The 20467-nt window shown below is 66.2% G+C and carries 14 protein-coding genes and 1 pseudogene; 1 reads left to right on the top strand and 14 read right to left on the bottom strand.

Going from position 1 to position 20467, the window contains the following annotated elements; all coding sequences use genetic code 11:
* Positions 1-88: 88 nt before the first annotated feature.
* From ASC78_RS26575 to ASC78_RS26515, 13 genes and pseudogenes are all read right to left on the bottom strand, one after another.
* The gene (locus tag ASC78_RS26575; protein WP_055808394.1) at positions 89-769 is read right to left on the bottom strand and encodes a hypothetical protein; all 681 of its coding nucleotides are present in this window, start codon (positions 767-769) and stop codon (positions 89-91) included.
* Between the two features lie 140 nt (positions 770-909).
* Positions 910-1971 carry a PDR/VanB family oxidoreductase gene (locus ASC78_RS26570; RefSeq protein WP_055808393.1) on the bottom strand — a complete coding sequence of 354 codons (1062 nt, stop codon included), beginning with the start codon at positions 1969-1971 and terminating at the stop codon, positions 910-912.
* A 158-nt stretch (positions 1972-2129) separates the two neighbouring features.
* Positions 2130-2415 (bottom strand): annotated as a pseudogene (locus ASC78_RS27270) (IS21 family transposase); the annotation flags it as partial.
* A 195-nt stretch (positions 2416-2610) separates the two neighbouring features.
* The gene (locus tag ASC78_RS26565; RefSeq protein WP_235505225.1) at positions 2611-3438 is read right to left on the bottom strand and encodes a CsgG/HfaB family protein; all 828 of its coding nucleotides are present in this window, start codon (positions 3436-3438) and stop codon (positions 2611-2613) included.
* 296 nt (positions 3439-3734) lie between these two features.
* Positions 3735-4304: a hypothetical protein gene (locus ASC78_RS26560; protein ID WP_157634525.1), complete on the bottom strand. Its 570-nt coding sequence runs from the start codon at positions 4302-4304 to the stop codon at positions 3735-3737.
* Between the two features lie 392 nt (positions 4305-4696).
* Entirely contained in the window at positions 4697-6505 is a 1809-nt protein-coding gene (locus ASC78_RS26555) for an ATP-binding protein (protein WP_055808387.1), read from the bottom strand.
* Between the two features lie 64 nt (positions 6506-6569).
* On the bottom strand, positions 6570-7283 hold the full coding sequence (locus tag ASC78_RS26550) for a response regulator transcription factor (protein WP_055808385.1): 714 nt from the start codon (positions 7281-7283) through the stop codon (positions 6570-6572).
* Between the two features lie 1060 nt (positions 7284-8343).
* Entirely contained in the window at positions 8344-9090 is a 747-nt protein-coding gene (locus tag ASC78_RS26540; RefSeq protein ID WP_055808382.1) for a lysophospholipid acyltransferase family protein, read from the bottom strand.
* Positions 9091-9113: 23 nt separating this feature from the next.
* Positions 9114-10400: a dihydroorotase gene (locus ASC78_RS26535; protein WP_055808380.1), complete on the bottom strand. Its 1287-nt coding sequence runs from the start codon at positions 10398-10400 to the stop codon at positions 9114-9116.
* Entirely contained in the window at positions 10397-11359 is a 963-nt protein-coding gene (locus tag ASC78_RS26530; RefSeq protein ID WP_055808378.1) for an aspartate carbamoyltransferase catalytic subunit, read from the bottom strand. The genes ASC78_RS26535 and ASC78_RS26530 overlap by 4 nt, the downstream gene beginning before the upstream one ends.
* Entirely contained in the window at positions 11359-11856 is a 498-nt protein-coding gene (gene pyrR / locus ASC78_RS26525; RefSeq protein WP_055808376.1) for a bifunctional pyr operon transcriptional regulator/uracil phosphoribosyltransferase PyrR, read from the bottom strand. Before pyrR ends, ASC78_RS26530 begins: the two co-directional genes overlap by 1 nt.
* Positions 11853-12311, bottom strand: coding sequence for a Holliday junction resolvase RuvX (gene ruvX / locus ASC78_RS26520; RefSeq protein ID WP_055808374.1), 459 nt, complete (start codon positions 12309-12311; stop codon positions 11853-11855). The genes pyrR and ruvX overlap by 4 nt, the downstream gene beginning before the upstream one ends.
* A complete protein-coding gene (locus ASC78_RS26515) occupies positions 12311-12910 on the bottom strand; it encodes a YqgE/AlgH family protein (RefSeq protein WP_055808372.1) in 600 nt (199 codons plus the stop codon). Before ASC78_RS26515 ends, ruvX begins: the two co-directional genes overlap by 1 nt.
* Here ASC78_RS26515 and ASC78_RS26510 point away from each other — a divergent pair, their 5' ends adjacent.
* Positions 12911-14410, top strand: coding sequence for a cryptochrome/photolyase family protein (locus ASC78_RS26510; protein ID WP_055808370.1), 1500 nt, complete (start codon positions 12911-12913; stop codon positions 14408-14410).
* Between the two features lie 42 nt (positions 14411-14452).
* On the opposite strand, the gene ASC78_RS26505 is transcribed toward ASC78_RS26510, so the two are convergent.
* Entirely contained in the window at positions 14453-20449 is a 5997-nt protein-coding gene (locus tag ASC78_RS26505) for a hybrid sensor histidine kinase/response regulator (RefSeq protein ID WP_055808368.1), read from the bottom strand.
* Positions 20450-20467 lie beyond the last annotated feature (18 nt).

Here is a 20467-nt window from a genome sequence, read left to right as displayed (position 1 = left end):
TTGGCCGTCACTTACCCGTCATGCTCGATCTGAGCAAGGGACAGCCTCGTCGAGACGACGCGGGCCGAGGCCCGCCCATCTGCCAAAGTCAATTCGTCGCGAAGCAATACATCAGCCCAGCGCTGCCGCTCATTTTGAGTTGGTCGACGCTGCAGCCGCGCGTACCGTGCGAAGAGTTCCACGAAGCATTGGCTACTGGATCGGGATTGGTGCCTTTGCGGTCGTGGTGACCCACGATGGCGGAGCCGCCGTCGCTTTTGGTCCAATTGCCGCATGTGGTGTCCTTACCGGGATCGGGCACGGCCAGTGTGCCGTCAGGGCGCGAGCCGGTGAGGATGTCGTGGCGGTTGACCGGATCGCCGGCGCCGGAGACAACCTCTCCCTTCTCGGTCAGCGAGGTGTCCTTGCCGACCTTGGCGTTGGCGCTGTGCAGATCGGCCACGCTGGTGGCGACGACCACTCCCTTGGCATTGGTCCAAGGACCAGTCCCGATCCGGTCACGCGCATTGACAGCCGGCTGCCCGTTCGCGGCAGCGCTGCTCAAATAAGCGCGCCACGTTTTGTTGCCCGCCCCCGCACTCGTGGCCAGCGACTGGCAGAAGCGGTCGGCTCCGGCCAAGCCTCCGAGGTCGCCGCCCTTGCCGGGGTTGACGCTGGTGATGAAGAAGCTCATGGGGTTGCCGCCCGATGAACGCATGGCACCGCAACCGACGATCAGTGCGGTGGCTGCGAAGGCGGCGCCAGCGGAAAGAAATAAGCGACTGGGCATCGGGAGTCTCCTGGCAGTATTGGAGCGAGAAGGCTACTGCACCGTCGTGTCAGCGGCAACCCAAGCACCCCCTATGCGGCGACCGCAACGCAACATTATTGCGGCGGAAGGACGGCTGCTTTTGGCCGCGTGGCGCGCGCTCAGAGGTCGAGCACGAGCAGCGGAGTCTTGGCGCGCGAACAACAGGGTGTGAACTCCTGATTCGTTGCCTGCTCCTCCGGACTCAGCAGCAGGTCGCGGTGGTCGGGCACGCCAGCAAGCACGCGCGTGCGGCACGAACCGCATACGCCCACCTCGCACGACATCGGGATGTGCACCCCCGCCGCGGCCAGCGCCTGCACCACGTTCTGGTCGGCCGCGACCGCAATGCGGCGGCCGGTTGAGGCGATCTCGACCTCGAAAGCCTCGCAGCATGAGCCGTCGGCGCGCACGTCCGTCGACGCTGCCGGCGGCACGCCGAAGTGCTCGAAGTGGATGTGGTCGCCGGCCCAGCCTTGCTCGCGCGCGATGCGGTCGGCTGCATCGATCATCCCGCCCGGCCCGCACACATACAGATGCCGACCCGGCTTGCCGCTGCCGAGCAGCGTCGGCAGATGCATCGGCGCCATTCCCCTGCCGTCGTCGGCATACAGGTGCACGCGGCGGCCGAACACGCCCGAGCGCAGCAGGGGCAGGAAGGCCATGTGCTCTAGCGAACGGCCGCTGAAGTGCAGTTCGAAGTCGAGGCCAGCAGCCGTCAGTTCCAGCGCCATGCACAGAACCGGCGTTACGCCGATGCCACCGGCCAGCAGAAGCGGCGGTCGTGCGGCCGGTAGTCGCAGAGCGAAGTGGTTGAAAGGGCCGCGGACCCACAGCGTGTCACCGACAGCGGCACCGTCGCACAGCTGCACCGAACCACCGCGCCCAGCGCTCTCGCGCTGCACCGCGATGCGGTAGTGCGTGCGGTCCTCCGGTGGGTTGCAGAGAGAGTAATGGCGGACCCGCCCGCCGATCTGCAGCTCAAGGTGCGCACCGGCCTGGAATTGCGGCAAGGTCGCGCCTTCGGGCAGTGCGAGGTCGAACACGACGATGTCGCGCGTCTCGTTGCGCCGCGCCAGGACTTGCAGTGCGAACCATTCGTTTGGATTGATCAGGGACGCGGGCGCAGGCGAGCGCTGGACGAAGGGCGTGGAAGACATGCGGTGAAGGGGCTTGAAGGTCATTGGGATCACGGTGAAATGATCCTAGGGGCGCCGCTTCGTGGTGTCTTGCGCATGGGTGCACGAGGCCTTGATACCGCCTCGCGGGAAGACGTTGGTACGCGGCTCACGCGATGACACGGAGTGGCGCAGCGACTGCGAACCGCGCAGCCAGCGTAGCGGCCAGGGTCGAAGTTCAAGGGAACGTAGGCCGTGACGTTGACCGATTGCCCCTCGCCCTGGCGCCAGGCCCGAACGATGTCGGTGACGGCCGAGTAGCTGCCGGCGTAGCCCGCGGCCTTGTTCTCGGCGTGCAGCGCGCGGGCCGTGCGCCGCTCGTGCTTGGGTCGTCGGGCATCGGCCGTCAATGCCTGCCCCAGCTCCGCCTCGAACGCGCTAATCTTGTTCGGGCGCGGCTCACGCCGGTACTTCGGTGTCGTTTATCGGCGCCCACAGCCACTTCGAGACCGGCAGACCCGGGTTCAGGCGGACAGTTTTCGGTCGGCGCCAACAGGGATAGAAACTCGCCAGCGGCTTGTGCCACACGGCCGGCAGGATCTGCAGCCGACCATCACAGCGTCAGCTTCCACCCGTGGCTCACGATTCAATCGGCGCGTGGAGTAATGGGATGACAAAATCTCCGACAGCATCGGTCCGTCGAGACTACTTCCTGCTGCGATTGGATGCGGACGGCGCCGAAGTCGGCGAAGGCGCCATTCCGCCGTCCACGCCCAGCCGGCCACCGCCGCCGAGGCCCTGGCCGCGCACCGTCTGCGCCTTGTAGTTGCGCAGCGAGCGAACCATCTGGTTGAAGCCGTCCATGAACGCCGCTGCAATCACCTTGCCTTGCGCCGTGTTTGTATAGCCGCCGAGATTGCCGCCGGCGCGGGCGCCGAACACCGAGCCGAAGGCGCCGAAGTCGGTCTTGGAAGCGCTGCCCTCCGCGGCCGCGACCTGCACGCCCGAGCGGTTGTCGATGAGCGTGAGCAGCGCGCTGGCTTCTTTGGTCTGCATGCTTGCGCCCAGCTTGGCAATCGCGAGGCCCCGTCCCCCGCCCACCAGGCCGCCCAGCGCACCGCCGATCCCGCCGGCATCGCTGTTGCTGAACACGATCTCGGGTGAGAGGCCGTAGTCGGACGCCACCATCTGGCCGCGGCCGAAGTTGCTGCCGCCGCGCATTTCGCCCGACTGCTGCAGTGCGCGCTCGCGCGTCATGGCGTTCATGCCGGCCGCGCCGCGCTCGACCACCACGAAACAGTTCGACTGCTGAACCAGGAGGCGCAGCAGGTTGGCCGTGGGCGGCAGGCGGTATTCGCCGGTGAGGATGGTGTACCAGCCGGAGTTCACGTTCTCGATCAGCGAAACCGTGCCGAGCGGCGACTCGCAGCGCTCGAGCTGGCTGCTTTCGCCGGCAGTGGCCGACCCTGCCGCGCTGCCCGTTGCCATGGTCTTGGCCGACTGGCTGCCCATTTGCATGTCGAGAGCGGGCATGTTCTGACAACCCGCAAGAGTCAAGAGCCCGGCCACCGCCGCGACTGTCGGAAATCTCATGTATTGCGAAGACGTGGGGCGCGGCGCTGACCGCTCCGTGACCGAGTTTGAAAGTGGGCGCTGGTGTGCCGCACCCATTGGTTTTTTCATGCGTTCCTCCCTGTTGGTTGGCAAAGGGCCGAGATCGGGCCCCGTGCAAATTTAGGCGGAAAGCCAGACGACCTGTAAGTGGCTAAAGTCACTTGCTGCGTGATGCAAGGTTGTCCCCGCCATGGCCTGCTGGGCGCGAGCGAACGCTACTTCGGCGTGTAGGTCATCTTGATCCGCTCTGTTGTGAACTCGGGCCGGGAGCCTCCTTCTGGACGCGTATGGATCTTGAGCAACTGACCCCGATATGCTCCTTCGGCAGCGACCCATGTGGTGAAGGTCGTGACGGAGGACGTGTCACCCGTACCTGTGGTTTGCCTGTTCGTGAACTTGCAAGCGTTGAAAGCGCCCATCTCCGTTTGCAAAGTTTCGCGGCCAACATAGGTCAGGTCTCGCGACACGGGGTACTCAGTCTCGATCTTTGACCCATCCGCCGTACTGACGGCAACAGTCTTGATCTTGTAGCTGCCACTTGCCACTTGTCCTGGCTGCATGTCCACCGGGCCGCCCACTGGTGGATCGAACGTCACTGTGATGACTTGAGTCGCGACTTGCGCAATCGACCCGTATGAGACCACGCTGCCATTGATCAGGTCGTGATAGTTCTCGGCGGCAGGCGATGGATTGCCGGCGGTATCGTGGGGTTCGACCTTGACGGTCACAGGCGTGACACCGGCAAACGACTTGCGTTCGCCAACTGTTTCGACGGTTCGGCCCACCGTGGGAGATTGCCCGGAAATCGTCGTTCGTTCTTCGTAGTCCCGCGCGGTTCCGGCATGGAAATCCGCTTCGTTCGTACAAGGGGCCGAGCTCGTTGCCGATGCCGGTGCAGGGGCTGGCGCCGGTGGCGGCGGAGGTGGTGAAGAGGATGGTGCGGGCTCCGGAGCAGGTGCGGCGGGCATGATTGGAAAACCGCCGCCACCATTGCCTCCTCCTCCGCCTCCGCATGCCGCCATTACCGCCGCGATGGAAGCGATCCCCGCTCCGATCGCCCATGGATTTCTATTCATACGATCTCCCTGTTGCTTGTCAAAAAGGCCGACATCCGGCCCGATGCAAATCTAGGAGAAGGCAGACACCAACACGCAGTGTCTAAAGTCACTTGTTGCGCTCAGGGCAAACGCCGACGGCCTGCGGGCGCGAGTTCAGCCATGGCTTGCAGGAGCGTCGCGGCGCTCACGGGCTTGAACAGCACAGGTACGCCCGAGGCGCGCACACGCTGCAGCCGCTCGGGCGAAGTTTCGCCCGTGATCAGAAGCAGCGGTGCATCGAGCTGAAAGCGTTCCCGCAGGCGCAGGCCGACATCGAGTCCGTCCACTCCGTCAGCCAGGCGGAAGTCGCACAGCAACAGTGCGAACGGCTTCGCCTGTGCATCAGGATGCGACAACACCTCGGCTGCCGCGACCTCGTTGGCCACGGCCACCACATCGAGGGAGTAGGCGCCCAGCAGCGCCGCCATGGCTTGCCTGATTTCCAACTCGTCGTCGATCAACAGGATGCGGCCGCGCAGATCCGGTACGGCGAAGCGATGACGCACGGGCGATTCGAGATCCTGGAGCAAGAGATCCGTGGGCGATTCCGATGTTGCCTCGGCCCTCGGCACCAGCAGGCGAAAGCGTGTACCGCGGCCTGGGCGCGAACGCACTTGCACCGGATGAGCAAGCAACTGGGACAGGCGCTGCACGATCGACAACCCGATGCCCAGACCTCGGGAGCGGTCGCGTCCCGGGTTGCCGATTTGATAGAACTCCTCGAAGATGCGTTCCAGCTGTCCGGGTGCAACACCGATGCCGGTGTCTCTCACTTCGATCCACACCGAATCGCCACGCACAAGTGCCGTGACGGTCACGCCACCGTGTCGCGTGTACTTCAACGCGTTGTCGACAAGATTCGAAAGCATGCGATACAGAAGTTGCGGGTCGCTGCGCACCCACAGCCCGCTGGCGCGAATGCGCAACTGCAAATTCTTGTGGTCTGCCTGCGCCGAGAAGGTGTGATTGAGCGGGCGAAACAGCGCGTCGAGTTCCAGAGCACATGGCTCGGGCACCACCACTCCGGCATCGAGACGGGAAACGTCGAGCATGGTGTTCAGCGACGCGCCCAGGGTATCGACTGCCCGCATCAGGCGCTCGGCGTTTTCCCCTTCGGGGCGGTCGTGCAGGGCGTTTTCCAGCGCGGCGCCGAACAATGCGATGGCGTGCATTGGCTGACGCAGATCGTGACTGGCGGTGGCCAGGAAGCGGGTCTTTTCGGCGCTGGCTCGTTCGGTTGCAGCGATTTGCTCGCTCAGGCGAGCGGCCAAGGCCTCGTTCTCAAAGCGCAGGATCAGCGATTCGGTCAACCGCCTGTTCTCCTGCAAGCCGGCGCGAAGGGTGAGTATCAGGTTGACAATTCCGAATCCGGCGAGGAACCAGTTCAGGGCGCTGCCATGCCAGACCAGGGCCGCGATAAGACCCGTCATCATGGGAATGCCATACCCGAACATGGCCGGCTTCAGAGGCCATCGTGCCTGCACGGCCCGTGTCCAACTGCCGATGATGACGACCGTGAACACGGTGGTCATGACCAGATCCGTCGTCGACACAAGGAACAAGGGCGCCGGAGCCGTCGCGACGCTGACCATGGTGACCAAGCGGGCGTACTTGCGCGCCCAATAGGGGCTGTCGGACATCGGCGTGGCAGGGGTCCAGCGCGGTGCCAGCAGCGCGTACAAGTCCACGGCGGCAAGAACGAGCAGCCAGTACAACAACCATGGATGGGCGAGACGCGAGTAGCTGAAGATGGCCAGCGCGGCCGCAAAGCCGAAATGGGCCAGAACCGCTGTGCTGTGACCGGCATAAACCGAAGCCACGTGCTCGCGCAATATGCGCAGCCTCAGCTTGGCATCGACGGCCAGATGCTTCGACACGATGGCGCTCATCGAATTGCCTCCCCGCAGGAGTTGTCTCCCGCATGTATTTGTATGTTGCCCCTGCGGACTGGGCTTACCGCAAGCTACTGATCAATTGCGCGCGCGAGCGCACACCAAACAGCAAGAAGATGGTCGACACGTAGTTCTTCACGGTGCCTTCGGTAAGACTCGCTGCCTCGGCGATCTCCTTGTTGGTCTTGCCTTCCAGCACCCACTGAAGCACTTGTAATTGCCGTGGCGCAAGCGCCTGCCAAGCGCGGCCATGGGAGGGTTTCGCGGGGGGCCGGATGGCGGTCGAAGGGCAAGGCAAGCCGTCTACCGCGTCGCTCCCGAGCAGCCCACAGGCCCGGATGAAACTCACCACCTCCTTGAGGTTCGCCGACTTGGAAATGAAGGCGCTGGCGCCCAATGCCAGCGCGCCCTGGGCGATCGTGGACTGAGCAATGGAGGTAGTGCCGGACCCCGAAATGGCGACGATGCGAGCGGCAGGATAGCGGGCGTGAAAATCCGCCAGGCCGCTCAGGCCCTGTGTATCGGGCAAGGCAAGATCCAGTAACACCAGGGCGATGCCATCCTGGGCTCTTTCATACAACGCCAAGGCCTCGGCAAGGTTGCCGGCCTCCAGGACTTCAACCGTTTCGCCGGATGGAGAGGACTGTGCCTGCAGCAGTGCGCGCACGCCCAAGCGTACGAGATCGTGATCGTCCACCACCAGAATGGCGCGCGGCCGCCGCGCAGGCGCGGGAACGCCATGCGGGGGAGGTTGATTCGACTCGACGGTACTCAAGCAACTGAATCTAGGCGGTTCTGGACGGAAAGGTAAGTGACGAAAGTTAGGTTGCTCTGCATATGCCGCGTCAAGGCACTTCCGGGCGTCCCCACCTTGCATTGAAGACCAGCGCAGTCGTCATTCGGCCATAGCCGCTGCAACCACGGCGAGCGACTCGCCAGCCAAGCGGGATCGAGATTCGGGTGCCTCGCCTCGCCAGGCACCAACGAAAGCGCCCTCTCCTCTGGGGCTAGGCCCCTGTTTGCGATTCCTGTCGAAGCCCCACAAGGCGTTAACTCTCCGGTGCAAACGGCGTCTGCACGTCCTGCGATGCCTGTTGCTGGCGTTGCGGTGGACCGACCAGTGCGGCGGGTCCGGTCTGCTCGCCCAGGTCTTTGCGCCCGAGGCCTCTCACGAGGCGGCGCGGTATGTGGTGTGTTCTCAGAAACTGCGCCAGAGCCTCACTGCGCGCAGGTTCGGATGCCGGTAGAAACATGTGCATCACGCTCATGGTGTCGTCCCGCAAATGCCAGAAATGCAAGATGGCTGGCTCGCTTCCTGTAGACCCGGAGCCTTGGGTTTGACGCGGCTCTGGCGTACCGCAGGCGGATTATGGGCGCCGAATTCCGATGCGGTTGCACAGCCCCTTGGCGAGTAGTGTTGCTGGCACGCTTAGGGCTTACCGGTAGGTTCTCTTGTCGTCGTTTACTTACTTTTTACTACTGCTCGATACGCTCGCGCTGGCGTTCCAGGCCCTGCGTACCAGCGGGAATCCGCAGCTGGAGCTGTAGGCACCCGCCCACGCGCACGGACTGGTTTCTCCCGCATGTGGGGGCCGCGCGCTTGGTCAATGTAGAGACCTATCTACTCTACGGAGATGCCGATCATGAAAAGCATCATCCTCTGGCTCTGCGGAGTGCCACTGGTCGTGATCATCGGCCTGAAGGTCTTCGGTATTCTTTGAAGAACAAGGGCAAGACCAACGAATCCAGATTCCTCCTCACGGCGCATTCGTGCGTCGTTAAGCGCTCCTCCGGGAGCGCTTTTTTTTGCGCTCTTGCAGCTGCACACGGCTGAGTCAGTGGGTGTCGTGGCGCAGTTGTTGCACGTCTTCACGCAGCGCCAGAGCCCATGCGCGGCGCTCGCGTCCAAGCGATGGCTGCGGTTCGCCAAAGCGCACGATGGCCAGCAGAGGCGGCGCGCGCAGCGTGTTCCAGAGCGAGGTCAGCAGGTTGTCGTCGTCGATGTAGCGCGGCGCCTGGCTGGTTTCACCAGTGGCCGCGTCGGCAAAGCGCAGCGCGGCGGGCAGCACGGGTGCGCCGGAAGAAATGGCGGCCTGCAACAGGTTGGCGTGAAAGGGCAGCAGCCCGTTGCCGTCGCTGGTGGTGCCTTCGGGGAACACCCCGATGCGGTCGCCGTCCTGCAGCGCCTCGGTCATGTGGTGCACCACGCGCATCGCGTCGCGCCGGCGCTCACGCTCGATGTAGAGCGAGCCCGCGCCGGTTGAGAGCGTGCCGATGAGCGGCCAGTGCTTCACGCCCGACTTGGAGACAAAGCGCACATGGCACGCGGCGTGGATGGCGGTGATGTCGAGCCACGAGAGGTGATTGCAGATGAGCAGCACCGGCCCGTCTCCCGGTGGGGTGCCCTGCACCTTGAGCGTGACGCCCATGATCTCGAGCAGGCGCCGAGACCATTGCTGCACGCGCAGGTTGCGCTCTTGCGGCGAGAGGCCCGGAAAGGCGAAGCGGATCGTCCACCAGCCGCCGAGTGCGTGCCCCACCGCGTGCAGCAGGCGCCAGCAAGCCTTCAGCGAATGAACCATCGAGACGGGGGCCCTCTTTTTATTCAGCCATGGACCACGCGGCCCGCGACGAGGGTATGGCGCGCGCGGCCCAGCAGCGGATAGCCGGCGAACGGCGTGTGCTTGCCCTGGCTCCTGAGCGCCTCGGGTTGCACCTGCCATTCGATGGCGGGGTCGAAGACGCACAGGTCGGCCACGCCGCCCTCGGAGAGCCGGCCGATGCCGGTGGCCGCGTCGGCGGCTGTCAATAGCTTTGCCGGCGCGGAACTGATGACCTCCAGCGCGCGCGACAGCCCGGCACCGCTGCGCTCGCCCCATTGCAGCGCGAGCGGCAGCAGCAGTTCGAGCCCGGTGGCGCCGGGTTCGGCTTCGGCAAAGGGCAGCGTCTTGGCGTCGGCCTCGACGGGCGTGTGGTCGGACACCAGCGCGTCGATGGTGCCGTCGGCCAGCGCGGCCGAGAGCGCATCGCGGTCGCCCTGCTGGCGCAAAGGCGGATTGAGGCGCGCGCGGCTGTCGAAAAAGCCGATGTCGGTGTCGGCCAGGTGCAGCGAGTTGATGCTGACGTCGCAGGTGAGCGGCAGGCCTTGCGCCTTGGCCGCACGCACCAGCGCCACGCCCGCGGCACTGGAAATGCGGCACAGGTGCACGCGCGCGCCGGTGCTCTTCATGAGCTCGATGATGGTGAAGATGGCAATGGTTTCCGCCGACACCGGCACACCCGAAAGACCGAGCCGCGTCGCAAGCGGACCGCTGGCGGCCACGCCCTTGCCCAGATCGCGGTCTTGCGGGCGCAGCCACACGGTGTAGCCGAAGGTGCTGGCGTAGAGCAGCGCGCGCTGCAGCACCTGGGTGTCAGCCAGCGCCACGTCGGCCTGGCTGAAACCGATGCAGCCGGCCTCGGTGAGCTCGGCCATTTCGGTGAGCACGCCGCCGGCCAGGCCGCGCGTGAGCGCGCCGAGCGGGAACAGACGCGCGCCTTGCAGTTTTTCGGCGCGGAACTTGAGCATCTCGACCAGGCCGGGCTCGTCGAGCACCGGGTCGGTGTCGGGCGGACACACGACGCTGGTCACGCCGCCCGCAATGGCCGCGGCCATTTCGCTTTCGAGCATGCCTTCGTGTTCGTAGCCGGGCTCACGCAGGCGTGCCGCCAGGTCGACCAGGCCGGGTGCGACGATGCAGCCCGCGGCATCGATGGTGCGGTCGGCCTTGAAGCCGGCCGGCACGAGGCCGATGCCGGCGATCTTGCCGTCGGCAATGGCGATGTCGGTTTTCTTGTCGGTGCCTGATGCGGGGTCGACCACGCGGCCGTTGGTAATCAGTGTTCTGCTCATGCTTCGTTTCCTGCGACGATGCTCATCACTGCCATGCGGACGGCAATGCCGAAGGTGACCTGGGGCAGGATCACGCTCTGCTTTCCGTCGACCACGGCAGAGTCGATCTCCACGCCGCGGTTGATCGGCCCTGGGTGCATGACGATGGCATCCGGCTTGGCCAATTGCAGCTTCTCGGGCGTAAGGCCGTAGGTCTTGAAGAACTCTTGCGACGAGGGCAGCAGCGCGCCGCTCATGCGCTCGTTCTGCAGGCGCAGCATGATGATGACGTCGCAGTCCTTGATGCCCTCTTCGAGCGTGTGGCACACGCGCACGCCCATGCCGGCCATGTCGCCGGGCACGAGAGTCTTCGGGCCGACCACGCGCACTTCGGCGCACCCCAGCGTGGTGAGCGCATGGATGTCGGAGCGCGCCACGCGCGAATGCAGCACGTCGCCGACGATGGCGACCGTGAGGTTCGAGAAGTCTTTCTTGTAATGGCGGATCGTGTACATGTCGAGCAGCCCCTGCGTAGGGTGCGCGTGGCGGCCGTCGCCGGCGTTCACCACGTGCACGTGGGGCGCCACATGCTGCGCGATGAGGTAGGGCGCGCCCGATTCGCTGTGCCGCACCACGAACAGATCGGCCGCCATCGCGCTCAGGTTGGCGATGGTGTCGAGCAGCGACTCGCCCTTGGTGGCCGAGGAGCGCGCAATGTCCAGGTTGATGACGTCGGCCGACAGGCGCTTGGCCGCAATCTCGAAGGTGGTGCGGGTGCGGGTGCTGTTTTCGAAGAACAGGTTGAACACGCTCTTGCCGCGCAAGAGCGGCACCTTCTTGACCTCGCGGTCGCTCACGCTGGTGAAGTTGGCTGCGGTGTCGAGAATGTGCGTGACGATGTCCCTGGGCAGGCCCTCGATCGACAGCAGGTGAATCAGCTCGCCGTTCTTGTTGAGCTGCGGATTTCGCTTGTAGAGCATCAGCGGTTCTCCTCGACCTTGAGGCTGAAGGCCCCGTCGTCTGCACGCGCCAGCGCAAGCAGCTGCGTGTCCGGCAGCGTGAGTTTCGCGGCCGCGAAATCGGCCGCCACTGGCAGTTCGCGCCCACCGCGGTCGACCAGCACGGCAAGCCGCACACAGGCCGGGCGGCCGAAGTCGAACAGCTCGTTGAGCACCGCGCGGATCGTGCGGCCGGTGTAGAGCACGTCGTCCAGCAGCAGCACGTCGCATCCGTTCACGTCGAAAGGCAGCGAGGTCTGCGCGCTGGCCGAGAGGCCGCGGCGCGCGAAGTCGTCGCGGTGCATGGCCGAGGAGATCACGCCGGGCGCACCGGGCAGGCCCAGGTCTTTTTGCAGGCGTTCGACCAGCCAGGCGCCGCCGGAAGTGATGCCCACCAGCTTGCTTTGGGGGCGCATCAGCGCTTTCACGCCTTTCAGCAGCTCTTTGTAGAGCGCTTCGGCATCGGGTATTGAACTCACGGGATGCTCCTCAAGAATTGTTCCAGGATGATGCAGGCGGAGGCGGCATCGGCGTCGCGGGCGCCGGAGGCCAACGCCTCGGTCGTGCTGTAGCGCTCATCGACCTCGAACACCTGCAGATTGAAGCGCCCACGCAGCTGGCGCGCGAACTTCTGTGCGCGGCGGGTGTTCTCGTGTGGGGCGCCGTCGGGGTGGTAGGGCACGCCGACCACCAGCGCGTCGGGCTGCCATTCCTTGATGCGGGCCTCGACCAGCGCAAAACGCGCATCGCCCTCGGCCTTGATGGTGGCTTGGGGGGTGGCGGTGCCCAGCAGCCGGTTGCCGCTCGCGACGCCGGTGCGCTTCAGGCCGAAGTCGAAGGCCAGGAAGCTCTGGAAGTGCGAGGGAACGGCAACAGGAACGGGAACGGAAGAAGAAGCGGAGGGTTGGGGCGCGTCGGGCATGGCAGCGGCCATCACGCGTGTCCCGCTTCCGGCGACAGCGTCCACGCTTCCAGGCCCAGCAACAGCAGCGCCTTGTCGTAGCGCTGCTCGACCGGGGTGTCGAAGATCACGGCCGGGTCGGCGCTCACGGTGAGCCAGCTGTTTTCAGCCAGTTCGGACTCGAGCTGGCCCTCGCCCCAGGCCGAATAGCCCAGCGAAACCAACACCTTTCGCGGCCCGGCGCCGGTGGCCAGGGCTTCCAGCACGTCCTTGGAGGTGGTCATTTCGAGCCCGCCGGGAATGGTCATGGTCGAGGCATAGACCGATTCCTCGGGCTTTTCGGCATGGGAAAACACCGGCTCGTGCAGCACGAAGCCGCGTTCGGTCTGCACCGGCCCGCCCTGGAAGACGGGCGCGTTGCCAAGTTCGGGGCGCACGAGGTGCAGTTCGATCTTCTCGAACAGATCCTTCAGGTTGAGGTCGCTGGGCTTGTTGATGACCAAGCCCAGCGCGCCGCGCTCGCTGTGCTCGCAGAGGTAGACGACGCTGCGGTTGAAAGTTTTATCTTCCATCCCCGGCATCGCAATCAGGAAATGATGCGTGAGGTTCATCGGGGCAGAATCGGCAGCCATATGCCGCCGATTTTACTGGCCGTCGACAAGACCTATCCCAAAGGGCTCATGTGGTTTCGCCGCGACCTTCGCGTGGACGACAACGCGGCGCTCTACCAGGCCCTGCGGGCCTGCCGGCAGGTGGTGTGCGTTTTCGTGTTCGACCGGGCCATTCTGGACCCCCTTCCCCGCATCGACCGGCGGGTGGAATTCATCCGCGAATCGCTGGTGGAGCTCGACGCCGAGCTGCAGGCGCTCAGCGGCGGGTTGATCGTGCGGCACGCCGCCGCGGTCGACGAAATTCCGGCGCTGGCGCACGAACTGGACGTGCAGGCCGTCTTTGCCAACCGCGACGACGGGCCCGACGCCCTGTCGCGCGATGCCCAGGTGCTCGGCGCCCTGGCCAATGCGGGCGTGAGCTTTCACACCTTCAAGGATTCCACCGTTTTCGACCGCGACGAGCTGCTGAACAAGACGGACCAGCCTTACACCGTGTTCACGCCCTACAAGCGGGCTTGGCTGGCCAAGGTGGATTCCTTCTTCCTGAAGTCCTACCCGGTTCGCACCCACGCCGACGCGCTGGCGCCGCCGCCCGGAGCCTACCGCGGGCCAGTGCCGACGCTGGAGGAAATCGGCTTCCAGAAGAGCAATCTTTCGGAGCTCGAAATCCCGACCGGCACCAGCGGCGCGGCGGCGTTGTTCGAAGATTTTTTCCAGCGCATCGACCGCTATGACGCGGCTCGCAACTTTCCGGCGGTCCGGGGGCCGAGCTATCTGGGCGTGCACCTGCGCTTCGGCACGGTGTCGGTGCGGCAGCTGGCAGGGGTCGCGCACCAGCTTTCGCTGCAGGGCGATGCGGGCGCGGCGACCTGGCTCAGCGAGCTGATCTGGCGGGAGTTCTACTTCCAGATCCTGGCGCACTTCCCGCACGTGCATTCGGGCGGCGAATCGAAGAGCTTCCGGCCCGAGTACGACAAGATCCAGTGGCACCACGGCAAGCATGCCGACCAGCTGTTCGAAGCCTGGTGCCAAGGCCGCACCGGCTACCCGCTGGTGGACGCCGCCATGCTGCAGATCAACCAGAGCGGATACATGCACAACCGGCTGCGCATGGTGGTGGCGAGTTTCCTCTGCAAGGACCTGGGGCTGGATTGGCGGCGCGGCGAGCGCTACTTTGCGCTGCACCTGAACGACTTCGAACTGGCGTCGAACAACGGTGGCTGGCAGTGGGCCAGCTCCAGCGGCTGCGATGCGCAGCCCTACTTCCGAATCTTCAACCCGGTGACGCAGAGCGAGCGCTTCGATCCGGAAGGCAAGTTCATCCGGCGCTACCTGCCGCAGCTGGCGGGACTCTCGAATGCGGCGATCCACGCGCCCTGGACGGCTTCGCCGGTGGAACTGGAAGCGGCAGGCATCAAGCTGGGCGAGAACTATCCGAAGCCGGTTGTAGACCACGCCGAGGCGCGCGAAAAGACGCTGCAGCGCTACGGCGTGGCACGTGCCAAGGCGCTGCAAAAATAACAAAGGGGCCCGAAGGCCCCTTTGTTTTTGGGTGGCAATGCTTCAGGCTGCGGCGGCGAGCGCCGGTTCGCTCGTGTACGCACGCACCAGGCGCAGCAGTTCCTCTTCCGAGTAGGGCTTGCCGAGGTAGTGGTTCACACCCAGCGTGCGGGCGTAGTCGCGGTGCTTCTCGGCAATGCGCGAGGTGATCATGATGATCGGCAGCCCCGCCATCGAGTCGTCCGCGCGGATGTTGCGTGCGAGGTCGAAGCCGTCCATACGCGGCATCTCGATGTCGGACAGCACCACGGCCGGGCGCTCCTGCTGGAGCCGTTCGAGTGCCTGCAGACCGTCGGCCGCAAGCGACACGCGATAGCCTTCGCGCTGCAGCAGGCGCTGCGTCACGCGGCGCACGGTGATGGAGTCGTCGACCACCAGCACCAGCGGAACCTGCGGCACCGGCGGCGCCAGCACCGGCAACGGTTCGTGCGGCACACCGCCCTGCTCGGCACCGGCGGAGCCGTGCGCAGGCGCCACCAGCGCGGCAGCCTGGCGCAGCCGGGCCTGTTCGCCATGCACCGCGGCCAGCGCCACCGGGTTGTAGATCAGCGCCACCGCGCCCGAAGCCAGCACCGAGATGCCGGCCAGACCCGGCAGGCGCGCAAGCTGCGGCCCGAGGTTCTTGACCACGACTTCCTGGTTGCCCAGCACTTCGTCCACATGCAGGCCCACACGCTGCGCCGCGCTTCGCACGATCACGACGGTGTTGTTCTTGGCGGTGGGGTGCTCGCTGCGCGCCGAAGCCTGCAGCAGTGCACCCGCCCAGTAGAACGGCACCTGTTCGCTGCCGAACGGATGGCTGTTGTGCAGGTAGGCCGCTTCGAGTTCGGTGCTGCTCACGCGCTGCACCAGCTCGACCAGGTTGGACGGCACGCCGATCGACACGTCGCCGGCGCGCAGCATTACCACGTGCGTCACGGCGGTGGTGAGCGGCAGCACCAGCTTGAAGGTGGTGCCCTGGCCGGACGTACTGTGCGTTTCGATGCGGCCGCCGAGCGCCGCAATCTGCGAGCGCACCACGTCCATGCCGATGCCCCGGCCCGCCAGTTCGGAGACCTGGCCAGCGGTGGAGAAACCGGGCTTGAAGATCAGCTCGGTGGCTTCCTCGGGCGACAGTTCCTGGTCCGCTGCCAGCAGGCCCAGCGTGCGGGCCCGCTCTGCAATGCGCTGGTTGTCCAGGCCGGCGCCGTCGTCGCGGAAGCTCACGGAGACGTCGTTGCCTTCGTGATGCAGGTCGATCACGATCAGGCCGTTGGCGTCCTTGCCGGCCTTTTCGCGCGCGGCCGGGTCTTCGATGCCGTGTGCCACGCAATTGCGCAGCAGGTGCTCGAAGGCCGGTGTCATCCGGTCGAGCACGCCGCGGTCCATTTCGATCGAGCCGCCGACGATGTCCAGGCGCACCTGCTTGCCGGTGTCCTTGGACGCCTGGCGCACCACGCGGTAGAGGCGGTCGGAAATGCCTTCGAACTCCACCATTCGCGTGCGCAGCAGGCCGCGCTGCAGTTCGCGCGTCTGGCGCGCCTGCACGCTGAGGTCGTCTTCCGTCGCCTGCACCGTCTTTTGCAGCGTGCGCTGCACGGTGGCCACGTCGTTCACCGACTCGGCCATCATGCGCGTGAGTTCCTGCACGCGGGTGAAGCGGTCGAACTCGAGCGGGTCGAAGCTCTGCTGCGAATCCTTGGCCTGCGCGAGGCGGGACTGCATCTGGCTTTCGGCCTGCACCTCGATGTCGCGCAGCTGCTGGCGCAGGCGGTCGAGGTTGCCGGTCAGATCGGACAGCGAACCGCGCAGCTGGCCCAGCTCGGCCTCCAGGCGCGAGCGCGTGATGATGACCTCGCCGGTCTGCGCCACCAAGCGGTCGAGCAGCTGGGTGCGAATGCGCACCGCCTGGCTCGACACCGCGCGCAGCGGCGTGAGCAGCGCGGGCGCGGGGCGCGGCAGGAGCGATGGCACTGCGGCCGCTGCCGGGGCGGATGCGGAGCTTTCGCCGTCGTCAACGGAAGCCACTACTTCGTCGTTGGCCGACACGCCGGTTTCGGCGGGAACCTGCACCAGCTGGACGCCCGGCGAGGTGGCGGATGCCACGGCCACCAGCTGGGCCACTTCGGCCTGGGTGGCATCGTCCGCGGCGCGCAGTGCGTCGAACGTGGCCTGAAGCGCGTCAAGGCGCGTGAGCAGCTTTTCGATTTCGACCCGGTCGGCACCGCCCTGGGTGCCCAGGGCTTCGATCTCGGATTCCATGCGGTGCGCGCGCTCGCCAAGGCGCATGGCGCCGGCCAGCCGGGCGCTGCCCTTGAGCGTGTGCAGCGTGCGCAGCACGGAGGCGCGCGGCGCGTTGTCGTCGGGGTGGTGGGCCCACTGGCGCAGCGCCTGGCCCAGCTGGGGCAGCAGTTCCTGCGCTTCTTCTTCGAAGATCGGGAACAGATCGACGTCGACCGCGTCGGCCATGTCGATGGCGTCTTCGGAATCGTCCAGCGCCACGTCGGCCATGCCGTCGGCAGCCGCCATGTGCTGGTGAGGACGGGTTTCGATGCGCGCGGCAGCTTCGGCCGGCATGGGCGCCGCGGCGATGTCGCGCAAAGCCTGGAGCGTGCCTTCGGAGGGTTCGCGCAGGAAGCCGACGGCAAACTGGTGCAGCAGGCGGCGCAGCTCGTCGGCCGCGGCAACCAGCACAACACCCTGCTCGCGCGAGCCGCTGCCCTGCATCTGCAGATGCTGCAGCGCGGCTTCGAGAAGGCGCGCCATGCCCGAGAGGCTGTGGAAGCCGACCGTGGCCGAACTGCCGGCCAGCGAATGGGCCAGCGCAATGGTCGAATCGGGCAGCCGCTCGTGGGATTCAAGTGCCCACTCGCCAACTTCGGTGGCCAGTTGCCTGGACCATTCGTCGGCTTCGTTGAGGTAGACGTTGTAGAGCGCGATGCCGATGCGCAGCGGACCGATGACCTTGACCTGGTCTTCGGCACTCGAGGCGGCGGCCACTTCGGCCACTTCGACGGGCTCCCGGGTCTCGGGCTGCGCGGCTTCTTCGGCCACGGCTTCGTCGGCCATGGCGGGGGCTTCGTCTATCGCAAGCTCGGCAGGCTCTTCGGGCGCCAGCTGCAAAGCCGGCACTTCCACGAGCTCTTCGGCCGGCGGGACTTCCGCAGCCACTGGAACGGGCTCTTCGGCAACCACCGGCGCCGGCTCGGACGCCCATTCGAGCTCGGGCAGGCCGTCCAGGACAGGCAACTCGGCCACAGGCTCAGTCGCCGGCTCATCGGCGACTTCGGCCTGGGGCAGCGCCGGGGTCTCAGTCTTGATGGCGAGTTCCGGAAAATCGAACTTCTCGACGTCGGTCCAGACAGGCTCGTCAGCCGGGAGTGGCTTGGATTCGAAGTCGAGGAAGTCGGTCGACGTGAAGTCGTCTTCGGCTTCAGGCGTGGCGGCCTCTTGCGGTGCCTCCGTGGGCGGCCACTCGAACGCGGCAGCGGGTGCGGGCTCCGGCGCCACGGCGGTGAGCGAAAGATCGGGCAGCTCCGGGAGTTCCGGCAGGGGCAGCGGGGCGACCGCCGGCGGCTCCGCGGCAATGTGGCGCGCGGCCACGGCCAGGGCTTCCGCATCGGAAACGCGCGCCGGCATGGCGGGCACGGGCTCGCCCGCCAGCAGGGCATCGGCCACGCGGCTGAAGTGCGACGACTTCCACCCGTGCTGCGAGCCCGAAGCAATAGCTTCGACCCACTGGCTGAATTCCTCCATCGCCTTGCGGGTGCCGACGAGCAGATCGGGCGTGGCGTCGCGCTGGTCGGCGAGCCAGGTGTTGAGCACCTGCTCCAGGGACCAGGCGGCGTCGCCGAAGTCGGTCAGGCCGACCATGCGCGAGCTGCCCTTCAGCGTGTGGAAGGCACGCCGTAGGATGGTGAGTTCCTCGGTGTCGTCCGGGTGGCTGCCGAGCTCGTCGATCGCGGCCAGGCCGTTTTGCACCACCTCGCGCGCTTCGTCGAGGAAGATGTTCTGCAGATCGTCTTCTTCGAGCTCGGTGACTTCGGTGTCGGGCAGCGCCGAGGGTCCGGTGATCTTGTTCGTCCAGCTGTCGGCCTTGCGGCTGAATTCCTCGATGGGCGAGACCTTCGCCTTGCGGTTGGGCGTGGCGAGGGCGGCAAGCTTGGAGGCAATCTGGGCGTCGACTTCCTCGATGCTGAGCACGCCATCGGAGGGGGTGGCGGCAGCGCCCGGAGCCGCGACGTCCGCGGTGGGGGCGTCGGTGGCCTGTCGGCCCATCAGCGGCTTGAGTTCGCCGGCTTCCTGGTCGAACACGAACAGGCGCTTGGCCAGCGCGGGCTGGTAGCCCAGCATGTCGATCAGGAAACCCAGCGCGCCCAGGTTGTTGCCGAGCGCGTCGAAGCTCTGCATCTCTTCCACTGGCGAGGCGTTGCCCACCAGCATCTGCTCGACGTCGTCGCGCATGCGCTGGACGGTGTGGGCGGCCTGCTCAAGGCCAAGCACGGAGAACACGCCGCGCATCTGCAGCAGCTGAGTCGGCACGGTGCGCAGCAGGCCCTTTTCTGCGGGGCGGCGGAAATACTGGTCGAGCGATTTTTCGAGTTCGCTCAGGTGGCTGCGGAGTTCGTCGACCACCGTACCCATGGTCTGGCGATCGCTGACGCGTCGGTACAGGTCCTCCATCCAGGGCTCGAGCGGCTCCGAATGCCCGCCTTCGCGCACGCGCTCGATGCGGCCTGCCAGCTGGAGGGTGCGGGAGGTGAGCTGCGGGTCGCTCGGATCAAGGTCTTCAAGCGCGGCTTCGAGGTAGAGCACCGAAGTGGCGACTTCCATCGCAAGTTCGGTATCCGGCGGCTGGCCGGAACGCACCGAGGCTTCGACCGCATTTGTCAGTGCTTCCACCATCGGCAAGATGGGCGGATGTAGCTTCTGCAGAGACTCGCCGAGCTGCGCGAAGGTGTCTGCCACCTGGCGCGTGCGGCCGACGTCGCCGCCCGAAAGCGCCGACCACATTTCCTTGGCGGTTTCGATGCGCTTGCGGGCCTGCGCCAGCACCAGCGGATCGAAGCGGCCGAACTGCTCTACGCTGTAGTCGACACGCGGCTCGCCCGCGACGCCCCAGGCCGCGCGCACGGTGCGCAGCGTGGCGGCTTCATCGGAGTCGGCGGCGGGTACGGCCTGCGCGCAGAAGAACAACAGGTCCTGGCCCAGCCGGTCGGACACCGTGCTGTCGCCGCGCGCAAACGTGGCGTATTGCAGCAGCACGCGCGAGGCGGCGCGCTTGACATAGGGATCAGCGGGGATCAGCTCCAGCGCCAGGGCCTCGAAAAAGCCCGCGGCCAGAGTCCAGAAACTTGCCACGCGGGGCAGCAGCGCACCGCGCCCGAGCCCCAGGCACAGGGCCTGCAGCCGACGCGCGGCCTGCGGGTCGCCAGTCTTTACCAGCTGCAGCACTTCGCGATCGAGCCGCGAACGCACCGCCGGGTCATAGGCCAGCGCGGCCTGGGTCAGCGCGGGTCGCACTTCGACCCAGCGCCAGGCAACGCTCCAGAGATCCGCCGGATGCACGCGCTCGTTGCCGACCAGTTCGAGCACGTCGCGGTATTGGGGGAACAGCGCGACCGACGACACGGCCTTGCCGGCCAGCAGCGCGTGGAGGAAATCGATGACGGCAAAGCCGGCGCGCTCGATCTTCAGGACTGCGCTGTCGGTGCAGCGCTGCGGCTCGGCAATGAAGCCCTGCACCGCAAACTCGATGGAGCCGAGCACCAGCGCCGGCGCGGTGTTGCCGACCATCTGCAGCGCACCGACGGATTGGTGCAGTTGCTGGCGGGCCATTTGCAGCGGGCCGCTCTCGAGCTCCGAGGCATTGCCCACGTCGCGCACGAAGCGACGCAACGACTTGCCCACACCATCGAGGGATTTCTGAATTTCTCCCAGCACCCAGGCCAGCGGCCCGAGGTCTTCGGTGGCCGGCACGTTGCCGGCAATGGGGGCCGTGGCAGGGGATTGAATCGACACGTTGGATGCTCGCCGTTC

The organism is Variovorax sp. Root318D1 (assembly GCF_001424835.1).
In the GTDB taxonomy this organism is placed as follows: domain Bacteria; phylum Pseudomonadota; class Gammaproteobacteria; order Burkholderiales; family Burkholderiaceae_C; genus Variovorax.
Note: the sequence above shows the minus strand (reverse complement) of the source record. Positions and strands in the feature narration are given on the sequence as shown.

Bases quoted from the DNA above. Each gene is read 5' to 3' on its own strand.
- ASC78_RS26535 (WP_055808380.1), bottom strand. From the start codon at position 10,400: ATGAGCAGAACACTGATTACCAACGGCCGCGTGGTCGACCCCGCATCA.
- ASC78_RS26510 (WP_055808370.1), top strand. From the start codon at position 12,911: ATGCCGCCGATTTTACTGGCCGTCGACAAGACCTATCCCAAAGGGCTC.
- ASC78_RS26570 (WP_055808393.1), bottom strand. From the start codon at position 1,971: ATGACCTTCAAGCCCCTTCACCGCATGTCTTCCACGCCCTTCGTCCAG.
- ASC78_RS26555 (WP_055808387.1), bottom strand. From the start codon at position 6,505: ATGAGCGCCATCGTGTCGAAGCATCTGGCCGTCGATGCCAAGCTGAGG.
- ASC78_RS26575 (WP_055808394.1), bottom strand. From the start codon at position 769: ATGCCCAGTCGCTTATTTCTTTCCGCTGGCGCCGCCTTCGCAGCCACC.
- ruvX (WP_055808374.1), bottom strand. From the start codon at position 12,311: ATGGCCGCTGCCATGCCCGACGCGCCCCAACCCTCCGCTTCTTCTTCC.
- ASC78_RS26565 (WP_235505225.1), bottom strand. From the start codon at position 3,438: ATGCCCGCTCTCGACATGCAAATGGGCAGCCAGTCGGCCAAGACCATG.
- ASC78_RS26530 (WP_055808378.1), bottom strand. From the start codon at position 11,359: ATGCTCTACAAGCGAAATCCGCAGCTCAACAAGAACGGCGAGCTGATT.
- ASC78_RS26515 (WP_055808372.1), bottom strand. From the start codon at position 12,910: ATGGCTGCCGATTCTGCCCCGATGAACCTCACGCATCATTTCCTGATT.
- ASC78_RS26540 (WP_055808382.1), bottom strand. From the start codon at position 9,090: ATGGTTCATTCGCTGAAGGCTTGCTGGCGCCTGCTGCACGCGGTGGGG.